This is a genomic window from Pseudoglutamicibacter cumminsii (assembly GCF_016907775.1).
Lineage (GTDB): Bacteria > Actinomycetota > Actinomycetes > Actinomycetales > Micrococcaceae > Pseudoglutamicibacter > Pseudoglutamicibacter cumminsii.
The window spans coordinates 2,130,851-2,153,331 of sequence record NZ_JAFBCO010000001.1 but is presented as its reverse complement, the minus strand read 5'-3'; the positions used below and the strand labels follow the sequence as shown (position 1 = coordinate 2,153,331).

Here is a 22,481-nt window from a genome sequence, read left to right as displayed (position 1 = left end):
CCTCCAGTTTATCTACAGGCTACGGAACTAGAATCCTGCGTATAGATTGTGTGTACAGCAATGTGCTTTGGATGAAGGTGGAGGCCGCGAATGAGCGACCGGAGGTTTGACGTTGACCCTGATCGTTATGACGACGACCAGTGGGGCGACGAGTTCAGTGCTACCTCGTCGGGGAGTTCAGGCTACGGCTCTGGATCTTCGTATTCAGGACAACAAGGCTACGGCGGTTACGGTAACGGCGGTTACCAGGGCGGTAGCGGGTATCAAGGCAACAGCGGCTACAACAACGGCTATCAAGGCGGTCCGGTAGGTTACGGCTATCCGCAGCAGGCTCAGCCGTGGCAACAGCAACAGCAGTGGCAGAACAGCGAGCAATACCAGCAACCGCAGCAACCGCATCGTAAGCGTCGCAAGAAGAAGACCGGCAAGCGGGTACTCATGACCCTGCTGATGATCGTCTTGATTCTGGTTGCCGGGCTCGGCAGTTATGCTGCGGTGCTTGCGTCCAAGTTCAACGAGTCCCACGCGATCCCTGTAGCTGAGGCGTTTCCGCAAGGGGAACGTCCGCAACACGCTGCCGGGGACAAATCCGTCAACATCTTGCTCCTCGGCAATGACTCGCGTGACGGTAAGAAAGACGCGGGCCGTACCGACACGATGATGCTGATGCACATCCCATCGGACAGGGACGGCGTGTACGTGACATCGATCATGCGTGACACGTGGGTCACGATCCCCGGCCACGGCCAAGCGAAGATCAACGCGGCCTACGCGTTAGGGAAGATGCCGCTCACGGTCGCAACCCTGGAGAACCTGTTCAACGTCCCGATCGATCACGTCATGACGATCGACTTCTCCGGTTTTGAAGGCATGGTCGACGCGTTAGGTGGCGTCACGATCGACGTCCCAAAGCCGTTCGATAAGGCAGGCACTCACTATGAAGGCCGCATGGACGTCAACGGTAAACAGGCTTTGTGGTTCGTACGGGAACGCTATGCATTCCAAGACGGCGACTATCAGCGGGTCAAGAACCAGCAGCAGCTTGTGAAAGTGATCTTCTCCAAGATGCTGAGCCCACAGACGCTCTTGGACCCGGTCAAGATGACCAACACCGTTGGCGCGATGGCACCCTACATGACGCGTGATGAGACGTTGACTGGCTGGAGCCTCATGAAACTAGCTGCCTCGATGCCTGGCACCAGGTCGAACGACTTCCACTTCATGACTCTGCCTAATAAAGGCACAGGGACAAGCGCCGATGGCCAGTCCATCGTGATACCCGACATGGACGCGATCGGGGAGTTCTCCAAGGCGATGCGTGAAGGCGGCATGAAAGACTTCATGACTCGCCACGGGCTAGCTAAATAAGTAAGCTAAGCCAGCGTAGCGGCCAGTGATGTCTGAGGGAGGGAACGATGACGGAAATCCGCACAGGGTTTTCAGCGCTCGAAGAGTGGCTGAAGCTCAGCGTTACCGAGCTGACCCGTCAACAAGAAGCCCTCAACGCCATCAACGTGTTCCCTGTCCCGGATGGTGATACCGGAACAAACCTACTAGCCACGATGCGCACCGCACACGAAACGCTAGCCACACAGGAACCCCAAGCAGACCTTGGCCACCACCTTGCCGTAGCCGCAAGGCAGGCTCTCGGCTCAGCACAAGGAAACTCGGGATCCCTCATCTCGGTTTTCCTGCTAGGTATGGGTGAATCACTCGCAGGAATAGAAGACCTCACAGCGTTCGCGCTCGCCGAGAGCTTGGAAGCGGGCCGTCTGAGAGCATGGTCTGCGTTATCCGAGCCAGTGGGCGGAACGATTCTTTCTGTGATGGCTGCCGCAAGTCAGGCCGCCCGGACACATGCAAGCTCACAAGGCCGGCGTTCAGGCCAGGACCGTGATCTGGAAGCGCTTAAGCTCGTCGGAACTCTCGAAGCCGCGTGGCAAGCGAGCCTCGTTGAGGCGCAACATACGCAGAGCCGGCTCAAAGAACTGACCGATATCGCCGTCGTGGATGCGGGCGCGGTTGGTTTCGTCATCATCATCAACTGCTTGCTCGCGGCCGTGCGTGGAGACGAGATCGACCTTGAACCGTATAAGGATCTTCCCGGATATCAAGAACCTGGTGAGTTGGGCATCGAGCAGATCCCTGCAACGGACGGGGTCGAGGTAGTGTGCACTGTCGCGGCGTCTGCTCTGGACGCGGCACTCATGCGGGCCGCGCTCGATGCCGTGGGGGAATCTGTCGTGATGTCTGCGATGGATCCGGCACCTGAACGGGATCCGGAATACAGCGGATACAACCACGCGAGCGCGAGCCAGGGGCACGTCGATGGCTCTCTGACGTGGCGTGTGCATGTTCATGTCCCAGCGGAATCGGTTGCGCTCGACATCATCAGCAAGGCGGGGGAACCTACCGATGTGGTGGTTACGCCGCTGTCTCAAGTTGGTGCGACGGCACCACGTCCGCATCGTGGGGCAGAAGCACGTCCGCATGGTGGGGTAGACGCATGTGGCGTCGAAGCACGCGGTTCTAACGAATCCGGTAGCGCACGCTGATGGCACCTGAATCGAACACGAACGGACGTGTCTTAACCCCTGACACGACACTATCTGAAGCCTTGGGTTCACGTGACGCTCAGGCGGTTCAGAAGGCCTTCGGCTTCCAAACGGTTGAACAGATGCTCGCGCACATCCCTCGTCGTTATCTAGATGTGGGCGAGCTGACTGCGGTGCGTGACCTCCCGTTGGGCGAGGATGTCACTGTCGCTGCGAGGGTCATCCACGCGCATCAGCGCAGGATGCATCGGCGTAAAGGGTTCTTGCTCGAAATCGAGGTCGAATCCGAGCAGGACGGCGGACTCATGCCGATGACGTTCTTCAACGGTTATGTTGCCGCTCAGCAGTTGACGCCCGGGACGCGCGCCGTTTTCAGCGGCAAGGTCACGACCTATAAGGGCGCGTTGCAGCTTTCGCATCCTGAATACACGTTGTTGGGCGAGGATCAGGAAGCCGAAGCTAAGCCGTTCCCGATCTATCCGCTCAAAGGTAAGTTTGGGCAGATCCGTATGCGTACTTTGCAAGCGAAGTTGCTTGAAGGCATCGATCCGGATGCGTTCGTTGACCCAATCGAGGCCCCGGTGCGGGAGCGCCACCGGCTTCCGGACCGTGTGAGTGCGTTGCGTTCAATCCACCAGCCGGACACGTTGGGCGAAGCGTTTAAGGCACGCGAGCGTTTCGTGTTCCAAGAGGCTTTGGTTTTGCAGACGTTCCTGGCTGACCGTAAGGCGGCCGTCGCAGGGCAAACCGCGGTGCCGCGCCCGTTGCGTGGTGGAGGTTTGCTTGAGGTTTTCGATGCGTCCTTGCCTTTCGCTTTGACGCCCGGCCAGTATGACGTGGGGGAGCAGATCGCTCAGGACCTTGCGCGGCCGCACCCCATGAATCGGCTGGTTCAGGGTGATGTTGGTTCGGGTAAAACGCTGGTTGCGTTGCGCGCGATGCTCCAGGTTGTCGATGCGGGTGGCCAGGCGGCGTTCATGGCGCCAACTGAGGTTTTAGCTCAGCAGCATGCCGCGACGTTGCGTTCGATGCTCGGTGATCTTGCGCGGGCTGGTGAGTTGGGTGCCCCGGAAACAGCCACAAGGGTTGAGTTGTTGACGGGCTCACTCAAAACGGCCCAGAAACGCGAGACACTTTTGGCCGCGGCCTCGGGACAGGCCGGGATTGTGGTGGGAACGCACGCTCTGATCTCGGATAACGTCCAGTTCGCCGAACTCGGGCTCGTGGTCGTTGATGAGCAGCACCGCTTTGGCGTTGAGCAGCGCGATAAGTTGCGAGACGGTGCGGGCGCCACGCCGCACATGTTGGTCATGACGGCAACGCCGATTCCGCGCACCGTAGCGATGACGGTATTTGGCGACGTCGATGTTTCAACGCTCAAAGGCTTGCCGGCGGGCCGCGCGGAAGTCAGCACCTACGTCGTGCCGCTAGCTCTGCCGGCTTGGAAGGAGCGGATCTTCACTCTGATCCGCGATGAGGTCGCCAAAGGACACCAAGCGTATGTTGTGGTTCCGCGGATTACGGCTAGTGAAGATTCTGCGGCGTCCGGTTCGGACACGACGACTGTGTCGCCGGATGATGGGATGTTGCCACTCGAGGTTCAAACGCAAGAGACACACGCACAACGCACCCCGCTTGAAACCATGTACGAAGTGCTCGCGGCGCATCCAGCGCTCAAGGACGTGCGCATCGGCGTCTTGCATGGCGCCATGGACCCCGAAGACAAAGCGGATGCGATGACGGACTTTGAAAACCACCGCACCGACGTCCTGCTAGCGACGACGGTGATTGAGGTGGGCGTGGACGTTCCGAACGCGACGGTCATGGCCATCATTGACGCCGATGCGTTCGGTATCTCGCAGCTGCACCAGCTACGTGGACGCATCGGTCGCGGCAACTTGCCCGGAACGTGCCTGCTGGTCACGAACCTTGAACGTCAACACCCGTCTGTTGAACGGCTCGAGACGGTCGCCTCGACGACCGACGGTTTCAAGCTCGCGGAAGAGGACGTAAAGCTCCGTCGTGAAGGCGACATTTTGGGGCAGAACCAGTCCGGCGGGAAATCGACGCTCAACCTTTTGCGGGTTATGCGAGACGGCGATGTTATTCAAGCGGCGCGCGAGGACGCTCAGCGGATCGTCGCGCCGGGTTGGCGCGCGGCTCACCCTGAGCTAGCGCGGCTTGTGGCCGAACTTGAAGACTCTGAAAGCGCGGCGTACCTGCAACGCTCCTAAAGCGCGATGTTTCCAGCGCTACAGTGCGGATGTTTCAGCTGCAGGTGTCTCACCTATAGGTGTCTCAGCAAAGTGCAACGTCGTCTCCCCGTAACGGCGCGGTGTGAGCGCTGAAAGTCCTTCGGGCCACTGCGGGGCAGGGGAGCTGGAGGCTCGCTCGAGGCAGACCACGGCATCGTCCTCAAGGTGGGGAGCGAGCGCTGTGAGGATCGCGTCTACGTCTTGGCTACTCATGGGGTAGGGAGGATCGAGGAACACGAGCGTGAACGAAGGTCCCGTATAGTTCGCGAGGAAGGTTGCGGCTTTAGCCTGCTCAACCCTCGCGCCTGCATGTGATGTCCCTTGACGCGCCGAACCGAGACCCAGTACCGAGTTGATGAGCTTCGCATTCGACCGCAAAGCCGTGACGGCCGAGCGTGCGTGATCCACAAGAACAGCGCTCCAGGCGCCGCGAGACAAACTTTCGATGCCGAGCGCGCCGGATCCCGCGAACAGATCCAGAACCCGCGCATCGGTGAGAATGTCCCACGAATCGAGGCGGGAGAACAACGCTTCCTTGACGCGGTCGGTGGTTGGTCGGGTGTCTTGCCCGGCGACGCTTTCGAGCTTACGGCCACCCGCGAGGCCTGCGATGATTCGGCTCACTTGTCCTCCCAACGTCGATTATGTGGTGCTCCCACACGGTCGCGGCGAGCGAATAGCTCAGTAAACTCGGTAGGGCTCATGACCGTTCCGGGCCGCGGGCCCGCCGCGTGAAGCTGAGCCAGCTCCGCCACATCGAACGCCCCGGCATCCCTCTGCGGCTCCGCATCCCGATGCGCACCGAGGACCACGTTCCCCGGCATCGCGAGCGTGAACATCGAAGAATCAGCCGCCACAAAATAGCTACCGCCAGCCTGCTCGAGTGAAGCCGCCATGCGGCGCGTCGCATCGAGCCCCGGATCATCACCGATATTGATCAGCACGAGCCCACCAGGACGTACCGCATCGAACATCTCCCTCATGAACTCGGGATCGAAGAGACGGTCCGGAGAGTCGGGTTCGATCGCGATGTCCAGAACGAGCGCATCAGCCAGCCCACCGGCAGCTTCAACCGCCCTCGGCAACGCATCACGCACATCGCCCGCGATCACCCGTGGAGATTTTTCGCTCGGGAACGGAACCCGCGCCAAAACCACATCGATCAGGTCAGGGTCCAGATCCACCACGATGTGTGTGCCAGCGGGGTCGGCTACCGCCAGGGCCCGCGGAAGCGACAAGCCGCCCCCACCAAGATGGATGAACGTCGCGGATCCGGGCTCGACGCGGGGCACGGTCCACAGCTGAAGAGCCGCTTGCATCCACTGCAGATAGTCATAGAGAAGCCGCGACTGATCCGCCGGGAAGATCGTGGACTGTTCAGCGCCATCGATATCCAGCGTCAAACCGCCCGGAATCCACGGGGAACGCCACCACGCAGCCACCGCACCGGATCCCAGGACCTCGCTAGCAACGAACTCAGAACCGCTCGGACGCGAAAAATCAAGTGGACCGTCCATGTCTAAGCCGGTTCCGTTCAAGCCTCAGCGCCGCCGCGCGCGACCTCGCGGGCAACATCTGCGAGCGAAGCACGGATGTGGTTGGCGCCTTCTTCGACTGTCGCGTGCGACTTGCACGCCGCGAACCGAAGATAAGACGCGTAGCGGCCCTTGAAATCGGGCGTCGTGAAAGCGCTCACTGGGATCGCCGCAAAACCGGCCTTTTCAGGCAACACCTGGGAGAGTTGTGTTGCGTCCTCAATTCCGAACGGAGACATATCCGCGAGCACGAAATACCCGCCACGCGGGCGGATCACTTTCGCGCCGGAATCCTCAAGCGCTGAAACCAAAAGCTCTGCCTTGCGACCCATGTCTTCTGCCCGCTCAGTGAAGAACTCACGCGGCATACGCAATCCATGAGCGATGGCCGGCTGGAACATCGGGCCCGAGGAAAACGTGAGGTACTGCTTGACGGTGCGCACCGCGTCAATCAGCTGAGCTGGGCCCGTGGCCCAACCGACCTTCCAGCCCGTGAGTGAAAACGTCTTACCGGACGAAGACACCGAGATCGTGCGCTCCCACGCTCCAGGGGTATGCGAAAACGGGAGGAAATCGCCGTCATAGACCAAGTGCTCATAGACCTCATCGACGAGAATCAAAGCCGATGCGCCCACAGCGGCCTTCACGATCGCTTTGCGGCTCTCCAAACTGAACACCGAGCCCGTAGGGTTATGCGGATCGTTCACGATGATGAAACGGGTCTTGTCATCCACGGCCTCCGCGAGTGCCTCGCAATCCGGTTGGAAAGAACCCGTCGCCTCATCGAAAACCAACGGAACCGTGCGCAACTCAACACGTGCGAAACCCGTGATAGCGGCATACGCGTCATAGAACGGCTCAAAAGTTACGATGTTGTCGCCCGGGCGAACGAACGCGAGAACAGCCGCCGCAATCGCTTCAGTAGCACCCGAAGTCACAACTACCTGCGTATCCGGATCCACAGTAAAGCGGTACCACTCCTGGTGATGCTCAGCGATAGCATCCCGCAAATCCTTGGTACCTGCCGCCGGAGCGTATTGATGGTGACCCCGCGCCAGCATCTGTTGAGCGATATCCACCAACTCTTGGGGCGCATCGTCATCCGGGAAACCTTGCCCCAGATTCACCGCATCATGCTGACGCGCTAGATCCGAAATCTCCTCGAAAATGGTTTTCTTCAAACCATGCGCACCCGCCAAACGAGCGCGGCGGGCACCCTGAAACCACGGCGCGATCGCTTCGCCGGCAGGAGTCGAAGAAAAACGCGGCTGTTGACTGCTGCTGTTCTGAACGTTGCTGTTCTGATCCTTGCTGCTGGACATGCCTCTACACTACCGGCGAACTCCATAGGCTTCCCGAACGGCGCCAATTCAAGGAACCTCCCAGGAAAATATGACACAGTATTCACATGACTCGTGTTGTATGCCCAGGATCATTCGACCCTGTACACAAAGGCCACCTCGAGGTCTTCATGCGCGCGGCCTCGCTTTTCGACGAAGTGATCGTAGCTGTGTCCACGAATCCAACGAAGACGTATCGCTTCAGCGAAGACGAACGCGTCCAAATGATTCGTGATCAAGTGTCCTCGATCAGCGGCATCATCGTTGAGCCAATGGGGAACGGGCTATTGGCGGACTATTGCGCGCGCAAGGGCGCCCGCGCAATCCTGAAAGGTCTGCGTAACAGCCAAGATTTCGAATTCGAGACCCCTATGGCGTCGATGAACCGTCACCTCACAGGTGTTGAGACGGTCTTCATACTCGGAGATCCTGAATATCAGTATGTTTCTTCTTCGCTTATCAAAGAAGTGGCATCGCTCGGCGGGGACATTACGGAATTCGTTCCTAAAAGCGTCGCCGCCAAATTCACAGATTAGAAACTAAATTCACAGAGTAAAGCTGAAATCGCTTTATCCTTAGAACGGTCGGTACACGTCGCACAGCAGCCGACCCAATGTGAAACTCAACCACCGAAAGCTGCGGACTGCCCAGAGTCGCGAACCGACTACCGGAGGAGCGTCAATGACCGGAACCACGCACGGCACGTACGTGCCGCGCCGAGTGAAGCACCGGCCAAGGCACGTAGGGCGCGTCGTACTGGGGTGTCTGCTCATCATCGTGGTGACAGTCGTAGGGGCAGGACTTGGCCTCGCGTCAAAGTTCGGTAGAGCGTTTGAGAAAACGACGACTATCGCGAGCGCATTCCCGGACGAAGAGGACCGCCCGGTAAAGGATCCAGGCGATAAGTCGATCAATATCCTTCTGCTTGGCGCCGACGGTGGACCGAGGAAGGGCAAACGGGAAGCTATCGACCCGAACGCGACTCAAACGGACCGTCGCTCCGATTCGATGATGCTCGTCCACATCCCAGAAACGCGCGACAAGGTCTACGTCATCTCGATGCTCCGCGACACCTGGGTCACCATCCCCGGCCACGGCGAAGCGAAAATTAACGCCGCGATGTCCTTCGGTGGCGTGCCCCTGCTGGTCCAGACCCTTGAAGGCCAATTGGAAACCCGCATCGACCATGTTGCGATCATCGACTTCCAGGGTTTCCGTGACCTCACAACAGCCATCGGCGGAGTGACCGTGGATAACGATTTCGACTTCGTTGCGCACGACACCGACTACCACTATCCCAAAGGCAAAGTCCATATCGAAGGCGACAGGGCGTTGCGTTTCGTTCGTGAACGCAAGAGCTTCCCAGACGGCGACTACCAGCGGGTACGTAACCAGCAGAAGTTCTTGAAAGCTGTGTTCGGCAAGGTCTTGAGCGGGGAAACGCTCTCCAATCCGGCCAAGCTTTTCAAAGTCGTCGACTCGATCGCGCCATACATTTCGATGGACGAAGAATTCTCCGACCCAGCCCTTCTGACTGGCCTGGGGCTACAGCTTAAGAATGTGCGTGCCTCAGACATCGTGAGCTTCACGCTGCCGAATAAGGGTGGCGGCTGGAGCGCGGATGGCCAGTCGATTGTTTTGCCCGATCACGCAGCGATTTCTGCGCTGGGCGAAGCACTACGCAACGACACGGTCGACGAGTTCTATGCATCCTTGCCGGAGGAGCAGAAAAAGTAAGAGCCATAACAGTGTACCGCTGCTCGATGTGAGGTTGGCGATACGCTGAGGCACAGACATAAACAGATAGACTCGTTGACACCAAGCCTGCCGTTGAAGGCACGGCAATATCATCAGAGGAAGCAGTAGCTCGTCTATGGACATCCCAGCGTTGGCCAAATCCCACGGCTTGAGCCGTGTGGGTGCGCGCCCTGGTCTTCTCGCATATTACCGAGAGACATGGCGCCGCAGGCGATTCGCCATCGTCTTTGCAAAGTCCAAAATCCGTGCACGCAACTCTCAAAACCGCCTCGGCGTTCTGTGGGAGATCCTGAAACCAACGTTTAACGCGTTGATGTACGGATTCATTTTCGGTGTTTTGCAGGGTGACCGGCGTCCGCCTGGCTTCGCGGCGTTCGTCGTCATTGGCGTATTCCTCATGGACTTTTTCTCAAAGTCCATGAGCGACGGTGCCCGCTCCATCACGGGTAACCGAGCGCTCGTGCAGTCTCTCGCGTTCCCGCGCGCGACTTTGCCGTTCTCGATCGTGATCCAGCAGATACTCACGCAGGTTCCGATGCTGGGTGTCATGTTTATCTATGTCATGGCGCTGGGCTATTGGCCACGGTGGGAGTGGTTGCTGATCATTCCACTCTTCGCGATCTACGCGGTTTTCAACATGGGTGTAGCGTTCTCGTTCGCCCGCTTGACCGTCCACACGCACGACCTGACGCAGCTGTTGCCGGTCATCAACCGTTTCTTCTTCTTCACATCGGGTGTTCTGTTCTCTGTCGAGAGCATCTTTGAACAATACCCTTCCGTGGTCGCCGTGTACGACTACCATCCGATCTACCAGGTTCTGACGATTGCCCGTGGCCTAGTCCTGGGTGGAAGCCACACGTATGACCCGATGGCCTGGGTTGTCGTGTCCTGCTGGGCCGTGGGCTTGTTCCTGATTGGCACCATTTTCTTCTGGCGAGCGGAGGAACTGTATGGCCGAGTCTCCTAATCAAGACAAGCAAGACGTGCCTGAGGTTGTACCGCCAACGCGGGAAGAACAGCTCCGCATCGCCCCTGACCGCCAGCCGGTCGTGATCGTGGACGACCTGCACGTCAAGTACAAGGCGTTCTCTTCCGGGCGCTCCGCGGGAGCTACTGCACGCGGCGGCATCTTCAAGAAGGGGATGCGCGGAGTACGCGAAGTTCACGCGCTCAAGGGCGTCAGCTTTGTTGCGTACAAGAACGAGTCCGTCGGCATCATCGGCTCTAACGGATCAGGTAAGTCGACGCTTCTGCGCGCCATCACTGGTCTTACGCCGCCTGCGGCTGGCGCTACGTATGCGGCAACCCGCCCTAACCTCTTGGGTGTCGGGGCCGCTCTGATTCCAAGCGTTTCCGGCGACGAGAACATCACTCTGGGTTGCTTGGCACTCGGCTTCTCGATGGATGAGATCGAAGAGCTGCGCCCCAAGATTGTTGAGTTCGCTGGCCTTGAGGACTTCATTGACCTTCCGATGCGCACATACTCTTCGGGTATGCAGGCGCGGTTGAAGTTCTCGATCGCGGCGTCGAAGTTCCACGACATCCTCATTGTCGATGAGGCATTGTCGGTCGGTGACGCCGCATTCCGCAAGCGTTCTGAGAAACGGATCCGTGAAATCCGTGATCAGGCCGGTACGGTCTTTTTGGTGTCTCACTCGATGAAGTCGATTCAGGACACGTGCAGCAGAACTATTTGGATTGAGAAAGGCGTTTTGATGATGGACGGGGACACCCCGGAAGTTGTGAAGGCGTATCAGAGGTCCCGAGGCTAATGACGAACAATGGGTTGCCCGAGCTTAAAGCGAATCCAACGGTTGCGTATGTGATACCTGTTTTGAACGGCGCTGCCTACATCGCGGAAGCAGTAGCCTCGGTTCTCGCTCAAGACTATGAGGGGACCAAGAAAGTGGCGGTGGCCGTGGGCCCCAGCCACGACGGCACAGAAGAGATCGTACAGGGACTTGCGGCTAAGGATTCCAGGGTTTTGTTCGTCGAAAACCCTGCAGGGAATACTCCGTCTGGCCTGAACAGAGCTATTGAAGCGGTCGACGCGGATGTCATCATTCGTGTGGATGGCCACTCGGTTTTGAGCAAGGGGTATACGCGCATCGCGATTGAGACGTTGCGGCAGACCGGCGCAGCGGACGTCGGCGGAATCATGGATGCTCAGGGCACTAATCCGGTTCAGCGCGCGGTCGCCGCTGCGTACAAGTCTCCTTTTGGCTTGGGTAACGCGCCGTACCATACCGGCGCTCAAGCTGGTCCAGCGGATTCGGCATATTTGGGTGTTTTCCGGCGCGAGATTTTTGACCTCGTTGGCCTCTACGACGAAACGATGATCCGCGCCCAAGACTGGGAACTGTGCAAACGAATCCGTGAGGCCGGGTATACGGTGTGGTTCGATCCTCAGCTGCGTGTCCGTTACTATCCGAGAGATAACTTCGGAGCCCTAGCCCGGCAAACCTTTGCTTCAGGCGTGTGGCGTGGGGAACTGGGCCGGCGCGGCCGCGGTGGCGCCCGCATCAAGCACTATGCTCCTCCTGCCGGGTTGATAGCGTTCAGCGCGGGCGTGCTCGGTGTGCTGATCCGCCCGTTCACGTCGAAAGGCTCGGCGGTCCGCAAAGCCACTAACGTAGCGGCTGTCGCTCCGATCGGTTACGGCATCGGGATCCTGGGCGCCGCATGGCATGCAGGACGTGAGCTTCCATTGAAGGAAAAGGGTTTGCTCGCGCGGGTCTTGCCAACCATGCACGGAACGTGGGCGGCAGGTTTTATTCGCGGTCGCATCCTCGGAGCAGGCGACGTCAAGGACACATCGAGAGTCAAATGAGTCAAAACTATCCATCGAATCTTCAGGTTTCTGCCGACGGTACGGTTCCTGTTGGCCCGGATGGTTTGATTCGGCCTCATAACCCGACGCTGAGCCAGTTGCGTGCGGTGTGCCAGCCGCCGCATGTGCGGGCACGAAAGAACGCTGAACACTGGACGGCGGAGCTTTATCTTCGCCACATTTCGATCTACTTCACGCGTCTGCTCATCAAGACACCGATCACCGCGAACCAGGTGACCACAATCATGATGATCACCGGTTGGTTTATGGGTGCTGCGATGCTGATCCCTGGGATCTGGGGTCCGCTGATTGCTGTTATTTTGTCGCAGGTTCAGCTCTATCTCGATTGCTGCGACGGCGAGATCGCGCGGTGGCGTGGGGTCCGGGGCCCGAAGGGCATTTTCATCGATATGATCGCACACCACTCGACCGAGGCGGCTGTTGCTGTCGGTGTTGGCGTGCGTGTTGCGATGGGCATCTCGCCGGACGCCTTCACTGCTGCTGGGTGGGCGGCCGCATGGGCAGGCTCAACATTGGGCGTGCTGTTGTTGATGAACCGTTCGCAGTCGATCATGATGCACGCTTCGCGGGCGTTCGCCGGCGTTGAGAAGCTCCCGGACACGCGGGAAGCGCGTGCGATGCCGCCGGCTTCGCTCATCGGACGGTTGCGCCGCTTGGCTCGTTTCGTTCCGTTCCATCGCTTGCTGCATGCGGTCGAGTTGAGCCTGATTTTCCTAGCTGCATCGATTGTCTCGGCTGTGATCGGCAAGCCAGTCATCGCTGAGGCGTGGGTCATGTGGATCCTGCTCGTTGCGACGTTGGGTGTGAACATCGGGCATTTCTGTGCCCAGGTCTTTTCTGCTCGCTTGGCGCCTCTTTCAACTGGATGGGAATACAAGCGTCCTGAGGATGTCGATGTCCAGCCGGCAGAATTGCTGAGTAGCCAGGCCGATAACTCAGGTGAGCGGCACGGTGAGCGCTGATGTTCTCTTCTCTCAAACGTCGAGTCTCGAACCGCCGCTCGCGTATCCGGCGCCAACCGCATCTGCAGGTTGAAGGCACGCCTACGGTGGGTGTCGTTGTCCTGACGATGGGGCAGAGGCCTGCCGAGCTCGACCGTGCCTTGCGCTCGCTGTTGCGTCAGAAGGACGTCAACATCAACATCGCCGTGGTAGGCAACGGGTGGGAACCTGTGGGTTTGCCGCCCGGGGTTAAGGGCGTCAAGCTCGAGGAGAACCTGGGTATCCCTGCGGGACGTAACGCGGGTGTTGAACACGTGCATGGGGAGTACCTCATGTTCTTGGACGACGATTCATGGTTGCTTGATAAGGATTTTGTGGCTGAAGCGGTCGAGCGTTTCCGCCGCTATCCGTCGATGGGCTTGTTGCAGCCGCAGATTGTGGACCCTGCCAAACCGGATCAATCGCCGCGCCGGTGGACGCCGCGTATCTGGAAGCGGACCCCGGACGTTTCAAGCAACGTTTTTCATGTGGGCGAAACGTGCTTGGTTATGCCTCGTCATTTATTCGATGAAACAGGTGGCTGGGCTGGCGGCTTTTGGTATGCGCACGAAGGCATTGAGCTCGCGTGGCGCATTTGGGATACGGGGCATCGTGTCTGGTATGCGGGTGATATGCGTGTGGGGCATCCAGTTGTTGACGCCCGTAGGCACAAAGAGTTCTACCGTTTGAATGCCCGGAACCGCGTGTGGCTCGCTCGACGTAATTTGCGGCCACCTTTCCGGTGGATCTATCCGATGGTTTGGGCTCTTGGGCAGACGTTGCGGATGCGTAAAGATCCGCGTGGTTTGCAACGGTATTGGGAGGGGTACCGGTCCGGTTGGGAAGGGTCTCCGTGGTACCACCAGCCGCGGCCACCGTTGAAATGGTCAACGCATCTGCGGATGGCGCTATATGGGCGTCCACCGTTCGTGTAAATGGATCATGTTGAGCCTGTGAGATGATAGACGGAGTTAACCTTGCGTCCATCTTCTGTTTGGGCGCTTTCGTTTTGTAGTTTTCGAGCCTTTCAGTAGTCAACCGGAGGACCTGTGGCACGCACCATCATCACCTATGGAACCTTCGACCTTTTCCACATCGGTCACCTGAACATCTTGCGTCGTCTCAAAGAGCAGTGCGACCGCCTCATCGTGGGTGTTTCGACCGATGAGTTCAACGAAATGAAGGGCAAGAAGCCCATCGTTCCTTTTGAACAACGTATCGAGATCGTGCGCGCGATCCGTTATGTCGACGAGGCGATCCCGGAAGAGAACTGGGAACAGAAGCGTACCGACATCGAGAAGCACGGTGTTGACGCCTTCGCGATCGGTGAGGACTGGAAGGGTAAGTTCGATGACCTTGAGGACATCGTAGAGGTCATTTACCTGCCGCGAACCGACGGTATCTCCACGACGGAGCTCAAGCGCATCTTGTCCGGTTTTGATAAGCGTAAGGTCACCGAGCTTAAGGATTCTCTCGATACGCTCTCGCGAATTGTTGAGGAGCTCGGCTAATGCCTCTTGGCGTTTCGCCTCTCGATGCGATGCGGAAAATGCGCCGCGTTGTTGCGAGAAGTGTGACTTTGGGCAACGCTGGTGTGCGTGCGCTGAACGACCGAGTCGCCAAACGCGTTGCCGCGCGGGGGTTCGCTTCTGACAACGAAGCCGAGTACTCGGTTGCGCTCGTTCACGCAGGTGGACCGCTGACGACGTATCAATTGCGTCAGTGGGTGCGTCCCCTCAATGACCTCGATGAATACCTGCGCGGTCGCGGACTTCCTGGCGCCGCCATCGTCGTTCGCGATCCGAGGGTCATGCGTGAATGCAGTGACATCGCGAAGGTACCCGTCGTGCTGGCGTGGGGGATGGCCGAGGTCATTGAGGCCCTCAGCCGGCCGAGCGTTCGGGTCGCTTTGTACGCGAACAACAACACGTTGAACTTCCAGGCGATGGCTGCGCAGCTTCCGGCGCACGTGCACGTGGGCCATGGTGAGTCTGATAAGGCGTCGATGGTCTCGAATCAGTTGCGGGCTTATGATGCAGCGTTGATCGCGGGTCAGGGGGCACGTGATCGCCTGAATGCCCGGCTTGTGGGTCTGGATCGGGTTGCGCTGTATGAGGTCGGACGGCCGCAGATGGACTTCCCGGACCCGCCTCCGGCGCATGTTCCGGCGACATCGAAGCGGACTGTTTTCTATGCACCCACGTGGGAAGGGGACAGGCCGGAAATGTCATACTCTTCGGTCGCCTCATGTGGAGCTCAGGTTGTCACCGATCTTGTCGCAGCCGGCTACCGGGTTATGTATCGACCGCACCCGCAGACGGGACGGAACTCTGCACTCCATGCGGCTGCTGATCGGACGATCCGCCGTATTCTTCAACAAGCTGGATCGGAGCATCTGGTCGATGACCGTCCAGGCCTAGGTTGGCAGTGGGGAGTGTCCGACGCCGCGGTGCTCGATGTGTCCGCGATGGCGTTTGATGCGTTGGCAGCCGACCTGCCGACCGTGGTGATCGCTCCTGAACACGAGAAAGCTGAGCGGGTTAGTGGAGGAATCCTCGAGTCACTCGTCGTTATGGAACCTGCCGGGACTGGAACTCACGGTGCAGGGCTAGCTGAAGGTGCAGGCATCTGTGATCTTCTGAAACTTGCTGAGCGTGAGGAAGCGGTTGCCGAACGGCGTAGGTGCGCGTCGTATTATTTTGGCGATGTCAGCCCGGGTGCTCAGCGTCAGAGGTTCATCGATGCGTGCTGGGACATTCTTGTGAAGCGTGACCAGGCCCTCGCGGATGAGTTGGGGATTGCGTCTGTTCTTCCGTCATCCAGCTGACCGTCATCTTGTGCGGGGCCTAGACGAACTGTACTGACGTCTTAGAATTAACGCGTCAGCTCGACCGTTGCAGAACATGACCGCGCCACGCCATGTGGTGCTGATTGGAGACGCGCCGTTGAATCAGCTAAGATGGAATGTCGCATGTGTTCTGCTCGTAGAAGGAGTTAGGTAGATGACCACTGAGGCGTTGAACGCGCCTTCGGCATCAGCCTGGGTCTTCGACGTGCATGAGATCGCCCGCAAGGTCGGTTCGATGCACGAAGAGCAGAAGACGCTTCCAGCGCCTGAAGGTCTATCGGTTCCGTTGATTGGCGTAGAGCCCGGCTCGCGCGTTCCAGTGGAACTCAGGTTCGAAGGCGTGCACGAAGGTGTATTGGTGACCGGACAAGCATCCTTGTCAATCAATGGCGAGTGTTGCCGTTGTCTGGACCCCATTTCCTACACGTACGATGCGCACTTCCAGGAGCTGTTTTTCCACCCGGAACAGCAGCTTGACTCGGAAGACGATACGGAAACTTCCGTGATCGTTGACGACAAGGTCAACCTGGAACCGTTGCTTCGCACCGCAGTGGTTGGCGAATTGCCGTTTCAACCGTTGTGTAACGAAGACTGCATGGGTTTGTGTGACCAGTGTGGGGTTCGACTCGACGATGAGCCGGAGCACCACCACGACATCGTGGACCCCCGTTGGGAAGCACTGCGTGGTTTGAGCACCTTGGGTGAGGAAGCGCCCCAGGAGCACAACAAAGGCTAAGCCCAGCCCGGGAGAACCGGGACAGGCTGAACCAACATAGATTTTCACTCTGGGTATTCATTACCTAGAACTGACCAGCAACTAGGAAGAGAGACAAGCCGTGGCTGTTCCAAAGCGGAAGATGTCCCGTGCGAATACACGCAACCGCCGCGCTCAGTGGAAGGCCACTGCGCCAACTCTGGTGAAGACCGTTGAAAACGGTCGCGTGACGTACAGCCTGCCTCACCAGGCAAAGATGGTCACCGACTCGGCTGGCACCGAGCTGTTCCTTGAGTACAAGGGACGTAAGGTAGCCGACGCCTAAGTTGTCCGTGGCTAAAGCAACTGAGCTTACGAAGCGTCTCGGGGTCTCTTTAGACCCCGAGACGCTTCGTTTAGCGTTGACCCACCGTTCGTGGGCTTATGAGCACGACGGTGAACACAACGAGCGCCTCGAGTTCCTAGGGGACTCGGTGCTCGGGTTTTGCGTGACCACATTCATTTTTGACCAGTATCCGAGCGTTGCCGAGAGCCAGATGACGGCTCTGCGCGCCCGTTTGGTTTCGACCCAGACGCTCGCGCATGTCGCACGGAATCTTGGGGTTGGTCCGCACATCCGGCTCGGTAAAGGTGAGCAGCAGTCCAACGGCCAGGATAAAGATTCGATCCTCGCGGACACCATGGAAGCCCTTCTGGGGGCTGTCTATCTGACTCACGGCCTCGATGCCGTCAAATCGATCATCGCGGAGAATGTGCTCCCGCTGATTGACGACGAGGAAACGATTCGCCGCAGCACGGACTGGAAAACGCTCATCCGGCAGATTGCCGGCCAACACGATCTAGGTGAGGTCGTGTACGACGTCACGGGCGAAGGCCCGGATCACGCCCACACGTACACGGCGCGGTTGTTGATCGGCGAGAAGCGGTACGGACAAGGCACTGCTACCTCTAAGAAGGACGCGGAGAAGCTCGCTGCGGGTGCGTCGTGGAAGACGCTCGTCGGCGATTTGATGGCGATGGGCGTGATCGATGAGGATCCGCTCTCGCCTGGGCACAAGACCTCCAACTGATGCCTGAACTGCCCGAAGTTGAGGTTGTCCGCCGCGGCCTCGTTGACTGGGTTGTGGGGCGGCGGATCGAACACGTCGAGGTCCACGATTCGCGTTCGGTGCGCCGGCAGGTTGGCGGCCCCGAAGCTTTTCTAGCGGCAACCTCCTCGATGGTCATTACCTCCGCGGCGCGTCGCGGTAAGTTCTTGTGGCTCACGCTTGCGCCTGAAACAGCGTCTGATGCCGGAAACGACTCTGGCGCGGAGCCGCGCTTTGCGCTCATGGCTCATTTGGGCATGTCAGGGCAAATGCTCGTTGAAGACGCCGAACAGCCGTGGGAGAAGCATCTCAAAGTGCGTTTTGTTCTTTCGGAACGTGACGGCGCACCTGCGGAGCTGCGCTTCATCGACCAACGGATCTTCGGCGGGATGTGGATCTCGGAGCTCACCCCAACACCGGACCACGGGCCTGGCGGGGTAGGAGACCAAGCCCACGTGATTCCGGAAGCCGCCAGCCACATCGGGCGCGATGTCCTTGACCCCATGACCAACGCCAAAGCACTGCGGAAGCAGTGGCGCAACAAGCGCACCGGGATCAAGAACGCGCTCATGGATCAGAGCGTGATCTCCGGGGTCGGGAACATTTATGCCGACGAGGCGCTCTGGAGGGTGAGAAGGCACTATGACACGCCGGTCTCGCGGCTGTCCTTGCGCGAAATCGGGGAGCTACTTGAGGCGCTGCGAGCAGTCATGAACAGTGCGCTGGACGCCGGCGGCACGAGCTTTGACTCGCTCTACGTCAACGTCAACGGTGCCTCGGGTTATTTTGACCGCTCGCTTAATGCCTATGGCCGCGCCGGGGAGCCGTGCCCGCGGTGCGAACGCGAAGGCAAGCCAGGGCTCATCGTTCGAGAGCCGTGGGGCGGCCGCTCATCGTATCGGTGTAGTTGGTGTCAGCGCCGTCCACGCGGGCTTTAGGGACATAATAGAGAACACCATGTATTTGAAATCCCTCACGGTCCGCGGCTTTAAGTCTTTTGCTTCCGCGACCAGTTTCGACTTTGAACCCGGTATCACGGCCGTGGTGGGCCCGAACGGGTCCGGTAAGTCGAACGTCGTGGACGCGCTTGCGTGGGTCATGGGTGAGCAGGGCGCTAAAACGTTGCGTGGCGGAAGCATGGAAGACGTGATTTTCGCGGGCACGAGTTCCCGCCAAGCGTTGGGGCGCGCGCACGTCACCTTGACGATCGACAACTCGGACGGCGCGTTGCCGATCGAGTACACCGAGGTCACGATCTCCCGTACGCTGTTCCGTTCGGGCGGGTCTGAGTATGCGATCAACGGTTCTCCGGTGCGGTTGCTCGATATTCAGGAGCTGCTCTCGGATTCCGGCTTGGGCCGTGAGATGCACGTGATCGTTGGGCAGGGGCAGCTCGATAAGATCCTGCGGGCGAGCGCGGAGGAGCGCCGCGGTTTTATCGAGGAAGCCGCGGGCATTCTGAAGCATCGGCGCCGTAAAGAGAAGACTCTGCGGAAGCTTGATTCGACGCAGGCGAATCTGAACCGGCTTGAGGACCTCGTCAAGGAGATTGCTCGCCAGCTGAAGCCTTTGGGGCGGCAGGCTGATACTGCGCGGCGTGCTCGGAGCGTGCAAGCGCGGTTGCGGGACGCGAAGTCGCGTTTGCTTGCCGACGATGTTGTGGCTCTGATGAACGAGGCCGAGTCGGCGGCGGCTCGCAAGGCTGATCTTGATGAGGCGCAGAAGCAGGCGCGTGAGTCTGTGGATGCTGCTGGCCGGTTGGTTTCTGAGGCTGAGGTTGGTGCGTCGAAGGCGGTGCCAGCGGCGGCTTCGGCACGTGAGACGTGGTATGAGCTTTCCCAGCTGAGTGAGCGTTATGCGGGTCTTCTGCGTGTTGCTGAGGAACGGCAGCGGCTTTTAGGGCAACCGCTGGAGCGCTCGAATGTGGGCGAAGACCCGGATGTTTTGGAGCAGCGGGCGCAAGCGACTGATGCAGAGGCCGATGAGGCTGATGCGGCGGTGGTTTCCGCGCGGGAGGCGCTTGATGCTACCGGTGAGGAACGGGCTGAAGCTGAGGCGAAGCAGCGGGCCGAGAATGATCGTTTGACCGCGTTGCTTCGAGCGGTTGCGGACCGTCGTGAGGGTTTGGCGCGGCTTGCTGGCCAGGTCGGTACGGCTCGTCAGCGGCTCGAGTCTGCGGCGGGTGAGCGTGAGCGCGCGGTTGAGGCGCGTGATGCGGCGCAGGCTCGTAGCGCCGAGGCCAAAGGCCACCTGGACGAGGCGCAGGCCGCAGCCGATGAAGCTCGCGAGGCCACGGTTGAGCCTTTGGCTCGTGTGCCTGAAGCGCAGAAGGCGCTGAGTGAGGCTAAGGCCGCGTTGCAGTCGGCTCGTAATGCGTTGAACACGGCGCGTCAACGCAGGGCTGGTCTTGAGGCGCGGGTTGCTGTTTTGGCTGAGACGACGCAGTCGCAGGCCGGTGCGGGAGCGTTGCTTGAAGGGCATGAGGACGCTCTGCTGGATGTTTTAAGCGACCGCTTGACGGTTGAGCCGGGCTTTGAGGCAGCCGTTAAGGCTGCGTTGCAGGGCGCTGATGAGGGCTTGGTTGCCGCGGCTGCTGTGACGCTCGAGCAGGTCGCGGATGCCGCCGCCGCCGGCACCGAGGGTTCGGTGACGTTGCTACATACCGTGGGGGAGCATCGTGCTGTGTCCCTGCCTTCGGGTGTTCGTAGCGTCGCCGACGTCGTGGGTGCCAAGCCGGGGGATGAGCGGCTTGTGCAGGCCCTGTTGGGTTCGGTTGCCCTGGTGGATACGGATGCTGAAGCTCGCTGCGTTGTGTCTGAGTGCGGTTGCATCGCGGTCACGGTTGCGGGGCATCGGTGGTCGCGTGCGGGTGTCGTAATTGGCGCTGGCGATGGTGCCGGTGCGTTGGCGCGGGTGCGTTCGTTGGAAACGGCGCGGGCTGAACTTGGCGAGGCTGAAGTGGTGTGTGAATCGGCTGAGGCTGAGGTCGAGAGGGCGCAGCCGGTGGTGCAGAAGGCGCAAACAGAGCTGTCAACGGCGCAGGAAGCGGCCCGCCAAGCGACTGATGCTTCGCGCACTGCGGCTTCGCGTGTTGAGCGCTTGACGTCGTTAGCGGCGCAGGCCGATGCGGATGTTGAGCGGCACGCGGACGCGTATGTCGCTGCTGATGCCGCGGTTGAGAAGGCTCGGGTTGCGCTTGCAGAGCTGAATGACCGTTTGACTGTTGCGCAGGATGTTCCAGAGGAAGCTGAGCCGTCCACGGCTGAGCGTGACCGACTAGCTGAGGCGGCGTCGCAGGCTCGTGAGGCTGAGACGCAGGCGCGCTTGGCGGTGCGCGAGGCCGAGGAGTTTGCGCGGAAGCTTCGGGACCGAGCTCATTCGCAGCGCCGTGCGGCGCGGGCTGAGCGGGCTGCACGCGAGGAAGCGCAACGCCGGGCGGCGCGGCGCGCGGCCCAAGCTAAGAAAGCTGAGACGGTGGCCCAGCGGGTGCGGACCGCGCAGGGGCTCTTGGCCCATTCAGTTGAGGCCGCGCGGTTGCGTGTCGAGGAAGCCGAGGAGGCCGTGCGCCGCTGTAACGCTCAGCTTGAGACAGCCCGCGGGTCTCTTGCGAAGGCGCAGGATCGGTTGTCCGAATTGCGGGATGAATCGCACAAGACCGAGATTGATCAAGCTGAACGTCAGGCGCGGTTTGAGGCGCTTGAAGAAAAGGCGTTGTCCGAGGTTTCGATGACCCCGGATCACCTCGTCGAGCACTTTGGCCCGCATCTTCCGGTGCCTTCGGACTTCTCCGACTCGTCAGACCCGTGGGCCGAGCTGCGGCAAGAGGTTGATGAGGACGGTAACCCGGTTGATGGTGAACCGTTTGACCGTGAGGTTCAGCTGAAGCGCTTGAAGCAGGCAGAACGGGACTTGCAGGCTCTGGGCAAGGTCAATCCGTTGGCTTTGGAAGAGTTCGCGGCGCTTGAAGAGCGGCATCAGTATTTGGTGGGGCAAGTCCAGGACTTGACGAACACCCGCGCCGAGCTGTTGAAGCTCATCGACGAGGTTGACCAGCACGTGCAGACGGTCTTCGCTGATGCGTTCGCTGATACCGCGAAAGAGTTCACCGCGATCTTCAGCCGTTTGTTCCCGGGTGGTGAGGGCAAACTGACGCTCACGGACCCTTCGGACATGCTGACGACGGGCATCGAGGTGGAAGCGCGGCCGGCAGGAAAGAAGGTTAAGCGCCTTTCGCTGTTGTCCGGCGGCGAGCGATCGCTGACCGCTCTTGCGATGTTGATTGCTATTTTCAAGGCGCGCCCGTCGCCGTTCTATGTCATGGACGAGGTCGAGGCGGCGCTTGATGAGCGGAACTTGCTACGGCTACTCGAGGTGTTCAAAGACCTCCAGGAGGCCTCGCAGCTGATCATCATCACGCACCAGAAGCACACGATGGACATCGCGGATGCGCTCTATGGCGTTTCGATGCGTGGAGACGGCGTGAGCCACGTGGTTTCGCAGCGCATCGCCGCTGGCAGCATGGATTCCGCCGACGAGGCGTAGGCGCGGCCCAGTCC

General features: G+C 59.7%; 20 protein-coding genes. 17 read left to right on the top strand and 3 right to left on the bottom strand.

Annotated features, from left to right (window positions below; translation table 11 throughout):
• Window positions 1-90: 90 nt before the first annotated feature.
• Genes JOD50_RS09845 through JOD50_RS09835 form a run of 3 tightly spaced genes read left to right on the top strand, consistent with a single transcriptional unit; the run spans window position 91 to window position 4,789 of the window.
• A complete protein-coding gene (locus JOD50_RS09845; RefSeq protein WP_239541576.1) occupies window positions 91-1,368 on the top strand; it encodes an LCP family protein in 1,278 nt (425 codons plus the stop codon).
• A 47-nt stretch (window positions 1,369-1,415) separates the two neighbouring features.
• Window positions 1,416-2,555 carry a DAK2 domain-containing protein gene (locus JOD50_RS09840; protein ID WP_204881386.1) on the top strand — a complete coding sequence of 380 codons (1,140 nt, stop codon included), beginning with the start codon at window positions 1,416-1,418 and terminating at the stop codon, window positions 2,553-2,555.
• The gene (locus tag JOD50_RS09835; RefSeq protein ID WP_204881385.1) at window positions 2,555-4,789 is read left to right on the top strand and encodes an ATP-dependent DNA helicase RecG; all 2,235 of its coding nucleotides are present in this window, start codon (window positions 2,555-2,557) and stop codon (window positions 4,787-4,789) included. The genes JOD50_RS09840 and JOD50_RS09835 overlap by 1 nt, the downstream gene beginning before the upstream one ends.
• 18 nt (window positions 4,790-4,807) lie before the next feature.
• Here JOD50_RS09835 and rsmD read toward each other — a convergent pair whose 3' ends face one another.
• From rsmD to JOD50_RS09820, 3 genes are read right to left on the bottom strand one after another with little or no spacing between them, the layout of a single operon-like run.
• Window positions 4,808-5,434 carry a 16S rRNA (guanine(966)-N(2))-methyltransferase RsmD gene (gene rsmD, locus JOD50_RS09830; protein ID WP_204881384.1) on the bottom strand — a complete coding sequence of 209 codons (627 nt, stop codon included), beginning with the start codon at window positions 5,432-5,434 and terminating at the stop codon, window positions 4,808-4,810.
• Complete coding sequence (locus JOD50_RS09825) at window positions 5,431-6,327, bottom strand: spermidine synthase (RefSeq protein ID WP_204881383.1); 897 nt, start codon at window positions 6,325-6,327, stop codon at window positions 5,431-5,433. Before JOD50_RS09825 ends, rsmD begins: the two co-directional genes overlap by 4 nt.
• Before the next feature lie 17 nt (window positions 6,328-6,344).
• Window positions 6,345-7,667, bottom strand: coding sequence for an aminotransferase class I/II-fold pyridoxal phosphate-dependent enzyme (locus JOD50_RS09820; protein WP_204881382.1), 1,323 nt, complete (start codon window positions 7,665-7,667; stop codon window positions 6,345-6,347).
• Between the two features lie 86 nt (window positions 7,668-7,753).
• Between JOD50_RS09820 and coaD the strand changes: the two genes are divergently transcribed.
• From coaD to smc, 14 genes are all read left to right on the top strand, one after another.
• Window positions 7,754-8,221, top strand: a complete 468-nt coding sequence (coaD, locus tag JOD50_RS09815; protein WP_204881381.1) for a pantetheine-phosphate adenylyltransferase — start codon at window positions 7,754-7,756, stop codon at window positions 8,219-8,221.
• Between the two features lie 145 nt (window positions 8,222-8,366).
• Window positions 8,367-9,422 carry an LCP family protein gene (locus JOD50_RS09810; RefSeq protein ID WP_204881380.1) on the top strand — a complete coding sequence of 352 codons (1,056 nt, stop codon included), beginning with the start codon at window positions 8,367-8,369 and terminating at the stop codon, window positions 9,420-9,422.
• Between the two features lie 136 nt (window positions 9,423-9,558).
• On the top strand, window positions 9,559-10,410 hold the full coding sequence (locus JOD50_RS09805) for an ABC transporter permease (RefSeq protein WP_204881379.1): 852 nt from the start codon (window positions 9,559-9,561) through the stop codon (window positions 10,408-10,410).
• Window positions 10,394-11,215: an ABC transporter ATP-binding protein gene (locus JOD50_RS09800; protein ID WP_204881378.1), complete on the top strand. Its 822-nt coding sequence runs from the start codon at window positions 10,394-10,396 to the stop codon at window positions 11,213-11,215. The genes JOD50_RS09805 and JOD50_RS09800 overlap by 17 nt, the downstream gene beginning before the upstream one ends.
• The gene (locus tag JOD50_RS09795; RefSeq protein WP_204881377.1) at window positions 11,215-12,273 is read left to right on the top strand and encodes a glycosyltransferase family 2 protein; all 1,059 of its coding nucleotides are present in this window, start codon (window positions 11,215-11,217) and stop codon (window positions 12,271-12,273) included. Before JOD50_RS09800 ends, JOD50_RS09795 begins: the two co-directional genes overlap by 1 nt.
• Entirely contained in the window at window positions 12,270-13,256 is a 987-nt protein-coding gene (locus JOD50_RS09790) for a CDP-alcohol phosphatidyltransferase family protein (protein WP_239541575.1), read from the top strand. Before JOD50_RS09795 ends, JOD50_RS09790 begins: the two co-directional genes overlap by 4 nt.
• Window positions 13,256-14,209, top strand: a complete 954-nt coding sequence (locus tag JOD50_RS09785) for a glycosyltransferase family 2 protein (RefSeq protein ID WP_204881376.1) — start codon at window positions 13,256-13,258, stop codon at window positions 14,207-14,209. Before JOD50_RS09790 ends, JOD50_RS09785 begins: the two co-directional genes overlap by 1 nt.
• 114 nt (window positions 14,210-14,323) lie before the next feature.
• Window positions 14,324-14,785 (top strand): adenylyltransferase/cytidyltransferase family protein, encoded by a 462-nt coding sequence (locus JOD50_RS09780; protein WP_204881375.1) that lies wholly within the window; start codon window positions 14,324-14,326, stop codon window positions 14,783-14,785.
• Complete coding sequence (locus tag JOD50_RS09775; protein WP_204881374.1) at window positions 14,785-16,101, top strand: CDP-glycerol glycerophosphotransferase family protein; 1,317 nt, start codon at window positions 14,785-14,787, stop codon at window positions 16,099-16,101. Before JOD50_RS09780 ends, JOD50_RS09775 begins: the two co-directional genes overlap by 1 nt.
• Window positions 16,102-16,276: 175 nt before the next feature.
• Entirely contained in the window at window positions 16,277-16,858 is a 582-nt protein-coding gene (locus tag JOD50_RS09770) for a YceD family protein (protein WP_204881373.1), read from the top strand.
• A 100-nt stretch (window positions 16,859-16,958) separates the two neighbouring features.
• Window positions 16,959-17,162, top strand: a complete 204-nt coding sequence (rpmF, locus tag JOD50_RS09765; protein ID WP_035757176.1) for a 50S ribosomal protein L32 — start codon at window positions 16,959-16,961, stop codon at window positions 17,160-17,162.
• A 7-nt stretch (window positions 17,163-17,169) separates the two neighbouring features.
• On the top strand, window positions 17,170-17,907 hold the full coding sequence (rnc, locus tag JOD50_RS09760; protein ID WP_204881372.1) for a ribonuclease III: 738 nt from the start codon (window positions 17,170-17,172) through the stop codon (window positions 17,905-17,907).
• Window positions 17,907-18,863: a bifunctional DNA-formamidopyrimidine glycosylase/DNA-(apurinic or apyrimidinic site) lyase gene (gene mutM / locus JOD50_RS09755; RefSeq protein ID WP_204881371.1), complete on the top strand. Its 957-nt coding sequence runs from the start codon at window positions 17,907-17,909 to the stop codon at window positions 18,861-18,863. Before rnc ends, mutM begins: the two co-directional genes overlap by 1 nt.
• 19 nt (window positions 18,864-18,882) lie before the next feature.
• Window positions 18,883-22,467 (top strand): chromosome segregation protein SMC, encoded by a 3,585-nt coding sequence (gene smc / locus JOD50_RS09750; RefSeq protein WP_204881370.1) that lies wholly within the window; start codon window positions 18,883-18,885, stop codon window positions 22,465-22,467.
• Window positions 22,468-22,481: the final 14 nt, after the last annotated feature.

What these genes read in the sequence shown, in the direction of transcription:
- JOD50_RS09845 (WP_239541576.1), top strand. Translation starts at nt 91, where the DNA reads ATGAGCGACCGGAGGTTTGACGTTGACCCTGATCGTTATGACGACGAC.
- JOD50_RS09840 (WP_204881386.1), top strand. Translation starts at nt 1,416, where the DNA reads ATGACGGAAATCCGCACAGGGTTTTCAGCGCTCGAAGAGTGGCTGAAG.
- JOD50_RS09835 (WP_204881385.1), top strand. Translation starts at nt 2,555, where the DNA reads ATGGCACCTGAATCGAACACGAACGGACGTGTCTTAACCCCTGACACG.
- JOD50_RS09825 (WP_204881383.1), bottom strand. Translation starts at nt 6,327, where the DNA reads ATGGACGGTCCACTTGATTTTTCGCGTCCGAGCGGTTCTGAGTTCGTT.
- JOD50_RS09820 (WP_204881382.1), bottom strand. Translation starts at nt 7,667, where the DNA reads ATGTCCAGCAGCAAGGATCAGAACAGCAACGTTCAGAACAGCAGCAGT.
- coaD (WP_204881381.1), top strand. Translation starts at nt 7,754, where the DNA reads ATGACTCGTGTTGTATGCCCAGGATCATTCGACCCTGTACACAAAGGC.
- JOD50_RS09810 (WP_204881380.1), top strand. Translation starts at nt 8,367, where the DNA reads ATGACCGGAACCACGCACGGCACGTACGTGCCGCGCCGAGTGAAGCAC.
- JOD50_RS09805 (WP_204881379.1), top strand. Translation starts at nt 9,559, where the DNA reads ATGGACATCCCAGCGTTGGCCAAATCCCACGGCTTGAGCCGTGTGGGT.
- JOD50_RS09800 (WP_204881378.1), top strand. Translation starts at nt 10,394, where the DNA reads ATGGCCGAGTCTCCTAATCAAGACAAGCAAGACGTGCCTGAGGTTGTA.
- JOD50_RS09795 (WP_204881377.1), top strand. Translation starts at nt 11,215, where the DNA reads ATGACGAACAATGGGTTGCCCGAGCTTAAAGCGAATCCAACGGTTGCG.
- JOD50_RS09790 (WP_239541575.1), top strand. Translation starts at nt 12,270, where the DNA reads ATGAGTCAAAACTATCCATCGAATCTTCAGGTTTCTGCCGACGGTACG.
- JOD50_RS09785 (WP_204881376.1), top strand. Translation starts at nt 13,256, where the DNA reads ATGTTCTCTTCTCTCAAACGTCGAGTCTCGAACCGCCGCTCGCGTATC.
- JOD50_RS09775 (WP_204881374.1), top strand. Translation starts at nt 14,785, where the DNA reads ATGCCTCTTGGCGTTTCGCCTCTCGATGCGATGCGGAAAATGCGCCGC.
- JOD50_RS09770 (WP_204881373.1), top strand. Translation starts at nt 16,277, where the DNA reads ATGACCACTGAGGCGTTGAACGCGCCTTCGGCATCAGCCTGGGTCTTC.
- mutM (WP_204881371.1), top strand. Translation starts at nt 17,907, where the DNA reads ATGCCTGAACTGCCCGAAGTTGAGGTTGTCCGCCGCGGCCTCGTTGAC.
- smc (WP_204881370.1), top strand. Translation starts at nt 18,883, where the DNA reads ATGTATTTGAAATCCCTCACGGTCCGCGGCTTTAAGTCTTTTGCTTCC.